General features: G+C 59.5%; 8 protein-coding genes, 1 tRNA gene and 1 pseudogene. 7 read left to right on the top strand and 3 right to left on the bottom strand.

Annotation, left to right across the window (positions count from 1 at the left end):
* Positions 1-56: 56 nt before the first annotated feature.
* Positions 57-1,211 carry a MalY/PatB family protein gene (locus ACW9IR_RS25175; RefSeq protein WP_457465357.1) on the bottom strand — a complete coding sequence of 385 codons (1,155 nt, stop codon included), beginning with the start codon at positions 1,209-1,211 and terminating at the stop codon, positions 57-59.
* Positions 1,212-1,530: 319 nt separating this feature from the next.
* On the opposite strand from ACW9IR_RS25175, the gene fdnG reads away from it, so the two are divergent.
* The 7 genes from fdnG (at position 1,531) to ACW9IR_RS25140 (ending at position 10,604) form a co-directional block, all read left to right on the top strand.
* A complete protein-coding gene (gene fdnG / locus ACW9IR_RS25170; RefSeq protein ID WP_146232730.1) occupies positions 1,531-4,596 on the top strand; it encodes a formate dehydrogenase-N subunit alpha in 3,066 nt (1,021 codons plus the stop codon).
* A complete protein-coding gene (fdxH, locus tag ACW9IR_RS25165) occupies positions 4,597-5,532 on the top strand; it encodes a formate dehydrogenase subunit beta (RefSeq protein WP_141125592.1) in 936 nt (311 codons plus the stop codon).
* Positions 5,529-6,194 carry a formate dehydrogenase subunit gamma gene (locus ACW9IR_RS25160; protein ID WP_457465356.1) on the top strand — a complete coding sequence of 222 codons (666 nt, stop codon included), beginning with the start codon at positions 5,529-5,531 and terminating at the stop codon, positions 6,192-6,194. Before fdxH ends, ACW9IR_RS25160 begins: the two co-directional genes overlap by 4 nt.
* 3 nt (positions 6,195-6,197) lie before the next feature.
* Positions 6,198-7,124 (top strand): formate dehydrogenase accessory protein FdhE, encoded by a 927-nt coding sequence (gene fdhE / locus ACW9IR_RS25155; protein WP_457465355.1) that lies wholly within the window; start codon positions 6,198-6,200, stop codon positions 7,122-7,124.
* 61 nt (positions 7,125-7,185) lie between these two features.
* Entirely contained in the window at positions 7,186-8,589 is a 1,404-nt protein-coding gene (gene selA, locus ACW9IR_RS25150) for an L-seryl-tRNA(Sec) selenium transferase (protein WP_457465359.1), read from the top strand.
* Positions 8,586-10,502: a selenocysteine-specific translation elongation factor gene (gene selB / locus ACW9IR_RS25145; protein ID WP_457465358.1), complete on the top strand. Its 1,917-nt coding sequence runs from the start codon at positions 8,586-8,588 to the stop codon at positions 10,500-10,502. Before selA ends, selB begins: the two co-directional genes overlap by 4 nt.
* Before the next feature lie 6 nt (positions 10,503-10,508).
* Positions 10,509-10,604: transfer RNA gene (locus ACW9IR_RS25140), tRNA-Sec, on the top strand.
* 99 nt (positions 10,605-10,703) lie between these two features.
* Here ACW9IR_RS25140 and ACW9IR_RS25135 read toward each other — a convergent pair.
* Both ACW9IR_RS25135 and ACW9IR_RS25130 read right to left on the bottom strand, forming a co-directional pair.
* A complete protein-coding gene (locus ACW9IR_RS25135; RefSeq protein WP_150649264.1) occupies positions 10,704-11,063 on the bottom strand; it encodes a DUF6124 family protein in 360 nt (119 codons plus the stop codon).
* 1,018 nt (positions 11,064-12,081) lie between these two features.
* A pseudogene (locus tag ACW9IR_RS25130) lies at positions 12,082-14,364 on the bottom strand (hypothetical protein); the annotation flags it as partial.

Genomic DNA, 14,364 nt, shown 5'->3' with positions numbered 1-14,364 from the left:
GACTGAACCACCGCTTTCGCGAGCAAGCTCGCTCCCACAAGGGATCATCTGAGGTTTCAGATCATGCGCTGAGTCAGGGCGCGCTCCATGCGGGCGATGCCTTCTTCGAGCAACGAGCGCGGGCAGCCGAAGTTCAGGCGCACGAACTGCTGGTGTTGATCGCCGAAGTCCAGACCGGCGCTCAGCCCCACTTTGGCCTGCTCAAGAAAGAACTGCTGCGGGTTGTCCAGGTCCAGCGCCGAGCAATCCAGCCACGCCAGATAGGTGCCCTGCGGCACATTGATGGTCACGCCCGGCAAGCGGCTGCGCACCGCGTCAACCAGCCAGTCGCGGTTGGCCTGCAGGTAGGTTTTCAACTCGGCCAGCCATGGCCCGCCTTCGCTGTAGGCCACGCGTGTGGCTTCCATGCCCAGCGGGTTGACGCTGTCGACCATGCCGCAGCGAGCGTGGTTGACGCGCTCACGCAGGGCCGCATCTTGAATGATCATGAACGAGGTCTTCAGGCCAGCGATGTTGTAGGCCTTGCTCGCCGACATCAGGGTGATCGTGCGCTTGGCAATTTCCGGGCTAAGGGAGGCGGTCGGAATGTGCACGCGACCGTCGAAGCACAGCTCGGCGTGGATTTCGTCGGAGATGATCCACGCGTCCTGCGCCGCACAAATGTCGGCCACGGCTTGCAGCTCTTCACGGCCAAACACCTTGCCGATCGGATTGTGCGGGTTGCTCAGCAGCAACGCGCCGCCACCGTTCAGCGATTCACGCAGCACGTCGAGCGGCGTCAAGTAAGTACCGTCAGCCTGCGTGACGAACTCCAGCTCAACCTTGTTCAGCCCCCAATGGCCCGGCGCATGGCGCAGCGGCGGGTAGTTCGGGACTTGCACAACGACGTTCTGCTGTGGCTGCACCAGCGCTTTCAAAGCCATGTTGAAGCCTGATTCGACGCCCGGCAGGAAGATCAGCTCTTGCGGTTTGACCTTCCAGGAAAACTTGGCCCAGAGGTCGGCGACGATGGCTTCACGCAAGTTGTCCTGCGCCACGCTGTAGCCCACCAGCGGATGCAGCAAACGTTGCTGTAATGCCTCGATCACCACCGGTGGCGCGGCGAAATCCATATCAGCGACCCACATCGGCAACACATCGGCCGAATAGCGGCTCCACTTGGTGCTGCCGGTGTTGTGGCGGTCGAATAGCTGATCAAAATCGAAAGTCATGCGCGGTCTCGTGAAGGCGGGATTGGTCCTGGACGCCATTCTAAGCCTTACGCGATCCATGTGGGAGCGAGCTTGCTCGCGAAGGCGTCGGATCAGCCAGCATCGATGTTGATTGACACACCGCTTTCGCGAGCAAGCTCGCTCCCACAGGGTTTGGTGTTCTTCAATGAAAGAGCCGACAAACGGCCGACGGTCGGTTTTCACACAGACTGTGTGGTCATTGTCTACAGTGAAAAAGTCGGCAGACGTTTGCCGCAACCGTGATTGTCCAGATAAAACCCGGCACAAGTACCGGGTTCCACCTGATCAGGAGTGCACGATGGATCTCAGCCGTCGTCAGTTCTTCAAGGTCGCCGGTATCGGCCTTGCAGGCTCGAGCCTGGGCGCGTTGGGCATGGCCCCGACGCAAGCCTTCGCCGAGCAGGTGCGCCACTTCAAGCTTGCCCACACCCATGAAACCCGCAACACCTGCCCGTATTGCTCGGTCGGCTGCGGTTTGATCATGTACAGCCAGGGCGATACCGCGAAGAACGTAGCGCAAAGCATCATTCACATCGAGGGCGATGCCGACCACCCGGTCAACCGCGGCACCCTCTGCCCGAAAGGCGCAGGCCTGCTCGACTTCATTCATAGCCCCGGCCGTTTGCTCTACCCGCAAACGCGCAAACCGGGCAGCAGCGAATGGACGCGGATCAGTTGGGACGAAGCGCTCGACCGCATCGCCGACCTGATGAAAACCGATCGCGACGCCAACTTCATCGAGAAAAATGCCAACGGGCAAACGGTGAATCGCTGGCTGAGCACCGGTTTCCTCGCCGCATCGGCGGCGTCCAACGAAGCCGGTTACATCACTCAGAAGGTGATTCGCAGTCTCGGCATGCTGGGGTTCGATAACCAGGCGCGTGTCTGACACGGCCCGACGGTGGCAAGTCTTGCCCCGACGTACGGCCGTGGTGCCATGACCAATACCTGGACCGATATCGCCAACGCGAATCTGATCCTGGTGATGGGTGGCAACGCTGCAGAAGCGCATCCGTGCGGCTTCAAATGGGTGACCGAGGCCAAGGCGCATAACGCTGCGCGGCTGATCGTGGTCGATCCGCGTTTTACCCGGACCGCTTCGGTGGCCGACTATTACGCGCCGATCCGCACCGGCACCGACATCGCCTTCATGGGCGGGTTGATCAATTACTTGCTGACCGAGGACAAGATCCAGCACGAGTACGTGCGCAACTACACCGACGTGTCGTTCATCGTCAAAGCAGGCTATGGCTTTGAAGACGGCATCTTCAGCGGCTACGACGTGGCCAAGCGCAGCTACACCGACAAGTCCGGCTGGGGTTACGAACTGGGCGAGGACGGTTTCGTCAGAGTCGATCCGACCCTGCAAGACCCGCGCTGCGTCTATCAATTGATGAAGCAGCATTACAGCCGCTACAACATCGACCTCGCCAGCCAGATCTGCGGCATGCCGGTCGACGCCATGCAGAAAATCTGGGAAGAAATCGCCACCTGCTCGACACCGGGCAAGACCATGACGATTCTCTACGCCCTCGGCTGGACCCAGCACTCGATCGGCGCGCAGATCATTCGCAGCGCGGCGATGGTGCAATTGCTGCTGGGCAACGTCGGCATGCCCGGTGGCGGCGTCAACGCCTTGCGCGGTCACTCGAATATTCAGGGCCTGACTGATCTGGGCCTGCTTTCGAATGCGCTGCCGGGCTATCTGACTTTGGGTCAGGACAGCGAGCAGGACTACAACGCCTTCATCCATAAACGCACGCAGGTACCGCTGCGTCCGGGGCAACTGTCGTACTGGCAGAACTACAGCAAATTCCACGTCAGCCTGATGAAGTCGTGGTACGGCGCCAACGCCACGGTCGAGAACAATTGGTGCTACGACCATTTGCCGAAACTCGACATCCCCAACTACGACGTGCTGAAGATGTTCGACCTGATGAGCCAGGGCAAGGTCAACGGCTACTTCTGCCAAGGCTTCAACCCGATCGCCGCGCTGCCGGACAAGAACCGCGTGATGGGCGCACTGGCCAAGCTGAAATGGCTGGTGGTGATGGATCCGTTGGCCACCGAAACCTCGGAGTTCTGGCACAACGTCGGGCCGTACAACGATGTGAAAACCGACGAAATCCAGACCGAAGTCATTCGCCTGCCGACCACCTGTTTTGCCGAAGAGGACGGCTCGCTGGTCAACAGCAGTCGCTGGCTGCAATGGCACTGGAAGGGTGCCGACGGCCCCGGCGAAGCGCAGACCGACATTCGCATCATGAGCGAATTGTTCCTGCGCCTGCGCAAGCGCTATCAGGCCGAGGGCGGCAAATTCCCCGATCCGCTGCTGAAACTGACATGGCCGTACAAGATCCCGGACGAGCCTTCGCCGGAAGAGCTGGCCAAGGAAATCAACGGCAGCGCTGTCGCCGATTTCACCGATGCCGCAGGCGTTGCGGTCAAGGCCGGCTCGCAACTGGCCGGATTCGGCTTGCTCAAGGATGACGGCAGCACTGCGTCAGGTTGCTGGATCTTCGCCGGTAGCTGGACTGAGTCCGGCAACCAGATGGCCCGCCGCGACAACAGCGATCCGTTCGGCATGCACCAGCATCTGGGCTGGGCGTGGGCCTGGCCGGCCAATCGGCGGATTCTCTATAACCGCGCTTCGGCAGACGTTGCCGGCAAACCGTGGGATCCGAAAAAACGTCTGGTCTGGTGGAACGGCAAGGCCTGGGGCGGCACCGATGTGCCGGACTACAAAGCCGATGTGCCGCCGGAAGCCGGGATGAACCCATTCATCATGAACCCCGAAGGCGTGGCGCGATTCTTCGCCGTCGACAAGATGAACGAAGGGCCATTCCCCGAGCACTACGAGCCGTTCGAAACGCCGATCGGCATCAACCCGCTGCACCCGCAAAACAAGAAAGCTACCAGCAACCCGGCGGCGCGGATCTTCGATTCGGTCTGGGAAACCCTCGGCGAGGCCAAGGACTTCCCGTACGCCGGCACCAGTTACCGGCTCACCGAGCATTTCCACTTCTGGAGCAAGCACTGCAAGTTGAACGCGATTGCCCAGCCTGAGCAGTTCGTCGAAATCGGTGAAGTGCTGGCGAAAGAGAAGGGCATCGCTGCCGGTGATCGCGTACGGGTCAGTTGCAAACGCGGCTTTATCGAAGCGGTGGCGGTGGTGACGAAAAGGATCCGGCCGCTGCAGGTCAACGGCCAGGTCGTGCATCAGATCGGCATCCCACTGCATTGGGGCTTCACCGGCCTGACGCGTCACGGTTACCTGACCAACACCCTGGTGCCGTTCCTCGGCGATGGCAATACCCAGACCCCGGAATCCAAGTCATTCCTGGTCAACGTGGAGAAACTATAAATGGCCAGCCAAGACATCATTGCCCGCTCGGCCACCACCACGGTGCCGCCGTCGGTGAGGAATCAGGAGGCGGTCGCCAAGCTGATCGACACCACCAAATGCATCGGCTGCAAGGCCTGCCAAGTCGCCTGCTCGGAATGGAACGAGCTGCGCGACGAGGTCGGCCACAACCACGGTACCTACGACAACCCGCAGGATCTGAGCGCGGAAACCTGGACGCTGATGCGCTTCACCGAGCATGAAACCGACGCTGGCAACCTTGAATGGCTGATACGCAAGGACGGTTGCATGCATTGCGCCGAGCCCGGTTGCCTGGCGGCATGCCCGAGCCCCGGCGCGATCATCAAGCACGCCAACGGCATCGTCGATTTCGATCAGGATCACTGCATCGGCTGCGGCTACTGCATCACCGGTTGCCCGTTCAATATTCCGCGCATTTCGCAGAAAGATCACAAGGCTTACAAATGCACCTTGTGCTCGGATCGCGTGGCGGTAGGGCTGGAACCGGCCTGCGTGAAAACCTGCCCGACCGGCGCCATCGTCTTCGGCACCAAGGAAGACATGAAGGAACACGCCGCCGAACGCATTGTTGACCTGAAAAGCCGTGGCTTTGAAAACGCCGGTCTCTACGACCCGGCAGGCGTTGGCGGTACGCACGTGATGTACGTGCTGCACCACGCCGATACGCCGACGATCTACGCCAACCTGCCGCAGGATCCGGCCATCAGTCCGTTGGTGGGCTTGTGGAAAGGCATCAGCAAACCGCTGGGTCTGTTGGCCATGGGCGCGGCGGTGCTGGCCGGGTTCTTCCATTACGTGCGTATCGGCCCGAACCGGGTGGAAGAGGACGAGCATCCGGCGCCACCCGACACCTCGGTGCACGTCGTCGATCCGGCGGTGCACACCTTCGATCCACGCGGGGAGGAGCGGCCATGAGCAACAAGACGATCCTGCGTTACACCGCCAACCAGCGCACCAATCACTGGCTGGTGGCGATCCTGTTTTTCATGGCCGGGCTGTCCGGGTTGGCGTTGTTTCATCCGTCGCTGTTCTGGCTGAGCAACCTGTTCGGCGGCGGGCCGTGGACGCGAATTCTGCATCCGTACATGGGCATCGCCATGTTCGTGTTGTTCCTTGGCTTGGTGTTCAGCTTCTGGCGCAGCAATTTCTTCATCGCCAATGACCGGCGGTGGCTGCGGCGGATCAATCGGGTGCTGGTCAACGACGAGGAAAGCGTGCCGCCAGTAGGCAAATACAACGCCGGGCAAAAGCTGCTGTTCTGGACTTTACTGCTGTGCATGCTCGGTTTGCTGTTCACCGGGCTGGTGATCTGGCGCGCCTGGTTCAGTGCGTATTTTGGCATCACCGTGATCCGCTGGGCGATGCTCCTGCATGCGCTGGCCGGGTTCATTCTGGTGCTCAGTATCATCATTCACATCTACGCCGGGCTGTGGATCAAGGGTTCGGTGGACGCGATGATGCACGGCTGGGTCAGCCGCGCCTGGGCGAAGAAACACCATGAACTCTGGTATCGCGACGTCACCCGCGATGAACGCCAACCGGACGTGCCGGAGCGACCGATCACCAAAAAGGGCTGACTTTTGCCAACCATTCTTGAACCTGGGGAAATCGAAGCGGCGGCCAGTTCGCCGCCGTTTCTGCATCTGCCGCCGCATAACCTGTTTGCCCTGCGGGCCGCTCGACTGGAGCAATTGGCCGAGGCGCATGCGCTGGCTGAGTACCTGCGGCTGATTGCCGGGTTGTGCCGGGTACAGCAGCAGGTGTTTGACGATCCACCGCTGACAGCGCCGTTTGATCAGCAACGGATTGAAGCTTGTCAGCAGCATGGTTTGCCGCCGTTCGCGGCGGACACGTTGGTGCGTGAGGAGGGCTGGCAGGCTTACCTTGAAGCTTTGCTGCAACGTTATGAACCTGCTGAGCAACCTGCCGTCATTGATGCGGTGACGACGTTGCGGGTCGCCAGTTCCGGCCAGTTACGCGCGTGGGCGGTGGCGCTGGTCAGTGGCCAATACTCAATGGTGCCCGCGCAACTGGTGCCGTTTCTCGGTGCGGCGCTGCAAGTGGCGTGGAGTCATTGGTTACTCAGCGCGCTGGATTTGAAACTTAAACCCGGCGACAGCCTCAGCCAATGCCCAGCGTGCGGTTCTCCGGCGATGGCCGGGGTAATCCGCCATCGTGGCAAGCACAACGGTTTGCGTTATCTGGTGTGTTCGCTGTGTGCCTGCGAATGGCATGTGGTGCGGGTCAAGTGCGTGTATTGCGAGTCGAGCAAGGGCTTGGATTATCTGAGTCTTGAGGATGATCGACATGCCGCTAATCAAGCGCCGTTGCGGGCGGAAGTCTGTCCGGGTTGTAGCAGCTATCTGAAACTGGTGTATCTGGAAAACGATGCCGATGCCGAGGCGTTGTCGGCTGACTTGAGCAGCCTGCTGCTGGATATGCGACTGGCGCAGGACGGTTATCAGCGCTTGGCGCCGAACTTGTTGCTAGCACCCGGAGACGAGTGAACGAAGGGTCTACACTCTTGTTTTTCACTGCGGGGCCGCAGTGATCTGTTTCCAGGAGTGGCTGATGTCCCTGCGGTTACCTTCCATTGATGGTGTGTTGCGTCACCCGGCGTGTGGGCCTTTGCTTGAGCGTCACGGGCGTGAGTGTTTGCTGGCGGGTTTGCGTCATTTGCTTGATGAACTGCGCCCGAGCGTGTTGAACGGGCAATTGTCAGCCGTCGAAATCAGCCCTGAAGTGCTCGCCGGCCGCGTCGGTGAACGCCTGGCCCAGCAACAACGCAGCCATGTGCGCCGAGTATTCAACCTGACCGGCACGGTGCTGCATACCAACCTCGGCCGCGCCTTGTTGCCGGACGAAGCCATCGAAGCGGTGCAAATGGCCGCGCGTTATCCGCTCAATCTGGAATTCGATCTGGCCAGCGGCAAACGCGGCGATCGCGATGATCTGATCGAAGGCCTGATCCGTGAACTGACCGGCGCCGAAGCCGTCACCGTGGTCAACAACAATGCCGCCGCCGTGCTGCTGACGCTCAACAGTTTGGGCGCGCGCAAGGAAGGCATCATTTCCCGTGGCGAGCTGATCGAGATCGGCGGCGCCTTCCGCATCCCCGACATCATGGCCCGCGCCGGCGTACGTCTGCACGAAGTCGGCACGACCAATCGCACCCATGCTCGCGACTACGAAGCGGCGATCAATCCACGCAGCGGTTTGATCATGCGTGTGCATGCGAGCAACTACAGCATCGAGGGTTTTACCGCGCGGGTGCCGACCGCTGAACTGGCCGAGTTGGCCCATCGACATGGTCTGCCGTTGCTGGAAGATCTGGGCAGCGGCAGTCTTTTGGACTTGACCCGCTGGGGTTTGCCGGCAGAACCGACTGTGCGGCAGGCGCTGCTGGACGGTGCGGACATCGTCACCTTCAGCGGCGACAAATTGCTCGGCGGCCCGCAGGCCGGGTTGATCGTCGGGCGCAAAGAGCTGATCGCGAAGATCAAGAAAAACCCGCTGAAACGCGCGCTGCGGGTGGACAAGTTGACCCTGGCGGCGCTGGAAGCAGTGCTGGGGTTGTATCGCGATCCGGATCGACTGGCTGAACGTTTGCCGAGTCTGCGTCTGTTGACTCGCCCGCAAGCTGACATCTTCGCCCAGGCTTTGCGCTTGCTGCCCTTGATGACTGAGTTGTTAGGTGAGCGCTGGCAGGTCAGTGCAGTCGAGGCCTTGGGCATGATCGGCAGCGGCAGCCAACCGGTGGCGCGTTTGCCGAGTGCGGCGATGTGTTGCCGCCCGCAAGTCTCCAAGCGCTTGCGCGGGCGTTGCCTGCTGAATCTGGAAGCGGCGTTGCGCGCATTGCCGATCCCGGTGCTCGGTCGTATCGACGATGATGCGCTGTGGCTGGATCTGCGCCAGCTCGACGATGAACCGTCGTGGTTCGCGCAGTTGCCGCAGTTGCAGGTCGAGCCGTGATCGTCGGCACGGCGGGGCACATCGACCACGGCAAGACGTCGCTGCTGCAGGCCCTGACCGGGCAAACCGGCGACCGCCGCCCGCAGGAACGCGAACGCGGCATGACCATCGACCTTGGCTATCTCTATGCCGAACTGCAACCGGGCGCGGGGCTGACCGGGTTTATCGACGTGCCCGGTCACGAGAAATTCACCCACAACATGCTGGCCGGCGCCCAGGGCATTGATCTGGTGTTGCTGGTGGTCGCGGCGGACGACGGCGTGATGCCGCAGACCCGTGAACATCTGGCGATTGTCGAACTGCTCGGCATTCCCCGCGCGTTGGTGGCGATCACCAAATGCGACCGCGCCGAGGCGGGCAGGGTGGAAGAGGTTCAGCGGCAGGTGCTGGATCTGCTTGCTCCCGGACCGTTTGCCGAGGCGCCGATCCTGACCGTGTCGAGCCTGAGCGGGCAGGGTATTGAGGCTTTGCGCGAGGTGTTGCTGCAGACGCAAAGCGAAGTGCACGAGCGCAGTCGTGACGGCGGTTTTCGTCTGGCCATCGACCGCGCGTTCAGCGTTGCCGGTGCGGGGATTGTGGTTACCGGCACGGCGTTGTCGGGCACTGTTTCAGTCGGCGACAAACTGTTGCTCGGACCTTCCGGCAAATCGGTCCGGGTTCGCGGTTTGCACGCGCAAAATCAACCCGCCGAACAGGCTTTCGCCGGGCAGCGGGTGGCGTTGAACCTCACCGGCGAACGCCTCGAACTGGCGCAGATCCATCGCGGCCAGTGGCTGCTGAGCGAATGGCTGCACGCGCCGACGCAACGGGTCGACATCGACTTTCATCTATTGCCCGGCGAACGCACCTTCGAACACTTTCACCCGGTGCATGTGCATCTCGGCACGCAGGATGTCATCGCTCGGGTGGCCCTGCTCGAAGGCCCGCGCCTGAGTCCCAGCGAGCGCATGTTTGCGCAATTGCTGATCAACGCGCCGGTGCACGCGGTGAAGGGTGATCGCCTGATCCTGCGCGACCAAAGTGCGCAACGCACCCTCGGTGGCGGTCAGGTGCTCGATCCGTTCGCCCCGGCACGGCAACGCCGCAGCCCCGAACGTCTGGCGCAACTGCGCACCTTGGCTTCTGGCGACGAACTCGAACAAGTCTTGCCCGTGCTGCTCAACTACAGCGCCGGCGGCCTGGATCCGCAACGGCTGGAGCGCCAATTCAATCGCCCGCGCTCAACCTGGTCGTTAGCGGAAAACGTCCGCCTGATCGACACCCGCCAAGGTCCGGTGCTGTTCAACGTGCAACGCTGGTCGCAACTGAAGTTCACCCTGCTGGAACAGCTCGCGCAGTTTCATGAGCAGGAGCCCGACCAGATGGGCCCCGACCGTGATCGCCTGCGGCGCTTCAGTGGTCTGGCGCTGGAGCGTGCGACGTTTGTGAGTTTGCTGGATGAATTGCTGGCGGCCGGATCGATCCAGGCGAGCGGCCCATGGCTGCATTTGCCGAATCATCAGGTGCGTCTGAATGCCGAGGACGAAAGCCTCTGGCGGCAGCTGCAACCGCTGTTCGAAAACGCCGGATTCGACCCGCCATGGGTGCGCGACGTCGCGAAAATGCTTGGCCTGGACGACGCCGTCGTACGCCTGCTACTGCGCAAACTGGCGCGGCTCGGTTTGATGCATCAAGTCGTGCGCGACCTGTTCCTGAGTGACGTGCGATTGCGCCAAATGGCGAACGTGCTACTCAAACTCGCCAAGGAAAATCCGCAGATCCAGGTGACAACCTTCCGCGATGCGCTAGGCTTGGGACGCAAACGCTGTATTCAGTACCTCGAATATTTCGACCGCGTCGGCCTGACCCGACGCCTCGGCGAATCCCGCCAGATCCGCCCCGACAACGCGCTGGCCCACGCCGACGCCCAATGAGTTAAAGGAAGGCAATCGCGCCCGGTGGCGCGGCCGGGCTTCAAACCCGGTTGGGGACGGCATCCGTTCCCGGGCAGGTTCGACTCCGGCTGCCTTCCGCCAGTTCTTGTTCAGGACGACCGCGATCCAGTGTGGGAGCGAGCCTGCTCGCGAATGCGTCGGCACTGCCGGCGCCTTACTCAGAGTCTGCCGCGAGGCCCGCTACTGCGGCAACTCCAGATTATCCATCACCCGATTCACCGCCAGTTCGCCGAGCATGATCAATTGCGCGATCCCCAATAGAGTCCTGCGCTGCGACGCGGGTATGAGATGGGCGAAGTCATGGGCGATGGTTCTGGCGGAAGCGAGGGTTTCGCTGGCATCGGCCAGCAGTTCCTCGTTTTTGAAGTCCGCGGTGACGGCGTACATCCGCCGGGTTTTGCGTGGCGGTGGGGTCGAGCCGGGTGGGCAGAGGTAGTGATCGAGGGCGCGGTCGGCGGCTTCGTGGAGTTTTTTTGAATCGAGGGATTCGTAGGGGGAGGTGAGGTCGGTTTCGGGCGGGTTTGGCGTTGGTTTGATCATGGTAAAGCTCCTTGAGAAATGGAGCCGTCAACCTTCGCTGCTAAACGAAGAGGTGGCGGCTTGTGCGCGGGTTAGCAGACCAGGCTCAAGGATCCCGGCGCACCGAAGTGCCCCATGCAAAGCCGCCATAACGTAATGGCGATACTCGCGTGCCTTGAAAATTGCCGAGCTGCTAAACCCGATCGCTGATTTGTCAGCGACCGCACCACAATAGAACTCGACCCCAAGGCGCACAAGCCGGCGGATTCTGGCGTAGCTGTAGGCAAAGGCGCAAGGAGTTGTAGCCTGTTTGGGTAACGATGAGTGTCATTTCAACGTGCGGAAGTCGCGCTGTTTAAAGCGATGGTCTACGAACCGCTAGGGAAGGTTGGCCGATTTTCCTGCAACAGTTGCCGGAGAGCAGGTGATAGCACGATATGCGCGATAGTAGCGTTTCGTTCGAAAAAACTGAGGAAAGAAGAGCCGGTTGTTAAGCATTGATATCGGAATCGTCGCGTAAAATAGACGGTTCTAGTAAAAGATCTAAAAGTTTCTTGGGTGGTTATAAAAGATGCTCTGTACGATATACGGCAGGTGTCGACAAGTAATCAGCGAATTTAGTTTTTCGACTCCAAAGAAAAAAACGTGATTCGTGATCTATTCAGCAATGCGTTGTACCGGCCGTGGTGGTTGTTGATAAAAGTGGTCCCGGCAGCGCGACGTTGGTCAAACTAAATAAGTTGAAGGCTAGAGAGATAGCAGGGTCGTGATTCGTCAAAGTAAACAATTGAATAGCCCGATGGAATAGGTTGTCGTAATTTCAGGCGACGGATTGCGAGGATAGGGGTTTAAATCATTCCGTAGATCACAAATGATTCTGGGCGGCATTAAACTGGTACACCTGTTACGTAAAGGGCGGTTTCAACATCCAGCCGGGGAAAGTTTGTCCCCGGCTGAACAATTCTATCTGTTGGCCGCCTAAGACAGGAACGGCTCAAACTTTGGCTGACACCTCTTCTTTAATACGACAAAGCCCTTATTATATATATAGAATAAAATTATCCAAAAAGCCGCTATTGGCATAAGGATGGGTGGTTCCATTCTGCGCTCCACACTCGATGTATATTTTTGAAATTTGCGGACCTGATATATCTATTTGATTAGCTTGTGCTCCTAGGGATAAGGTTTTTGTGTCTATATGGCTCCCTCCCACATCATAAAATTTAACGGCATGTGTTCCTACCATAAAGCATGAATACCAAAAGCTGATGCGAGAACAGGGGCGTTTAAGTTCAATTCTAATTCTGGCATTACCACTCCATGAAATGTTAGGGTGAAAAGCAACTTTTTCGATTTTCCCTGGATAGACAGGAACGTTGATGTTAAACACGTCCAGATGTGCACCACCGTTCGCGTCGGTTTTAAAGAACGTCATATGGTCGGTACCAATTTGTCCTCCACCATTCATAACCATTCTTGGATATTTATCAAAGTTTTCGATTATTTTCTGTAAGTGTCTTACAGTTCGTACAGGTGACTCTAGCTGCGAACCATATAAAGCTTTAGCCTTAAAATTATGCGTTGCAGTTAACCCTGTGATCGTGCGCGTCCAAGTCCCGCCTGTCGCTCTAGCTTTTCCCTGCGAGGTGGATCCATCATAAATTTCCACTTCCTGATCAATACTCGCAGTGCCGGTCAAGGTGATGGTGTTATCCGTTGTGGTGCCGTTGTTTGGAATCTCCCTCTCTGAGTCTCTCACCGAAGTGATCTCCGGTTTAAGTTCCACTAACGCCTTTACCGTATATTCCCGCAGGGGAAAGGTCGCCACCGTAGCCCCATTGGCCACCTGATCGAAGTTCACCTTGAAGGTGATCGTCAGTTCGCTGCGGTCCTTGAGCCCTCTCAACCAGGCAATAGGTGCCACCTCCGCCAAACCGTTGTCCAGGTTATGCGCCTCGCCTTGCCAGATTACTTGGTTAATAGCGTTTCCATTTTTGTCAAAGCCGTCGTAGCGCAGCCATTTGCGCTGCCCCGCGGCCTGCAACGGCCACTTCACGATGCGCAGGTGCTCGGTACCCGTGAGCTTGGTCACATCCAGTTCATTGCCAACTGCGCCATCAATGGTCGGCGTGGGCAGCTCGGCATGCTCATCCGGGATCGCCTGCACATTGAGGGCAAACTCACCCGACTTGATCGGCGAACTGTTGCGAATCACGGTGTAGAACACAGTCACCGCCTTGCCCAGGTTGAAGGCCACCACCGTGTTGGGGATGGGGATCTCCTTTTCGCCCACCGTTCCCACCGGCGCCGCGGTCGAAGTGTGCGAACCGCCGTCCGGTGTGCCGGCCGCGCCGGTCCAGGTCACGGTGATCTGGTCGGTGCTTGCCATGCCGGTGTAGTGCGGCACGACCACGGTCAGGGTGTCTTTGGCGGCGAACGGATTCAGGCTGTTGCTGCCAGCGGCTTCCTTGACCGAGGGTTTGAGCGGCGTCGCCAGGACCGTGACCGTGTAGCGCCGGGTCGGAAAGACCACCGCTTTGCTTTCATCAGTGCTGCCGTCGAAACCAACCTTGAACTCGATCCGCAGCCGGGCACCATTGGCCAATGCCTTTAGTTCGTTCACCGGAGTGTTCGGATACATGCCACTGGATTCGACTCCTGCAGGCACGCTATCACCGTTGTAGGTCGTGCTGATCGGCGTTGGGTTGCCTTCCACAAAATAACGCATCCAGAGTTTTTGCCCCTGTTTGATAAGCGACCAGGCGGCAATGCGTGTTTGGGCGTTGGCCGGCAGGGTGGTGACGTCCAGCTCGGAAGTGGTATTGGCATTGATGATTGGATTGGGCAGACGCGAGTCCTCATTCGGGATTGTCTGCACATTCAAGATGAACTCTTCAGACTTGGTCGGCGTGCCGTTGCGGATCACGGTATAGAACACAGTCACTGCCTTGCCCAGGTTGAAGGCCACCACCGTGTTGGGGATGGGGATCTCCTTTTCGCCCACCGTTCCCACCGGCGCCGCGGTCGAAGTGTGCGAACCGCCGTCCGGTGTGCCGGCCGCGCCGGTCCAGGTCACGGTGATCTGGTCGGTGCTTGCCATGCCGGTGTAGTGCGGCACGACCACGGTCAGGGTGTCTTTGGCGGCGAACGGATTCAGGCTGTTGCTGCTGGCGGCTTCCTTGATAGAAGGTTTGAGCGGCGTCGGCAAGGCCTTGATTTTGTATGTTTTCACAGGCCCGACAATCGCATCCGCTTCGACCTGACTTGAGGTCAGTGCCAGTTTGTAATGCAGCTCCAGATCTGTGTCGTGCCCCAGATCCTT

This window comes from Pseudomonas sp. SDT291_1_S447 (assembly GCF_054070155.1).
This window is presented reverse-complemented; position numbering and strand designations above follow the sequence as displayed.

What these genes read in the sequence shown, in the direction of transcription:
- ACW9IR_RS25175 (WP_457465357.1), bottom strand. Translation starts at nt 1,211, where the DNA reads ATGACTTTCGATTTTGATCAGCTATTCGACCGCCACAACACCGGCAGC.
- fdxH (WP_141125592.1), top strand. Translation starts at nt 4,597, where the DNA reads ATGGCCAGCCAAGACATCATTGCCCGCTCGGCCACCACCACGGTGCCG.
- ACW9IR_RS25160 (WP_457465356.1), top strand. Translation starts at nt 5,529, where the DNA reads ATGAGCAACAAGACGATCCTGCGTTACACCGCCAACCAGCGCACCAAT.
- ACW9IR_RS25135 (WP_150649264.1), bottom strand. Translation starts at nt 11,063, where the DNA reads ATGATCAAACCAACGCCAAACCCGCCCGAAACCGACCTCACCTCCCCC.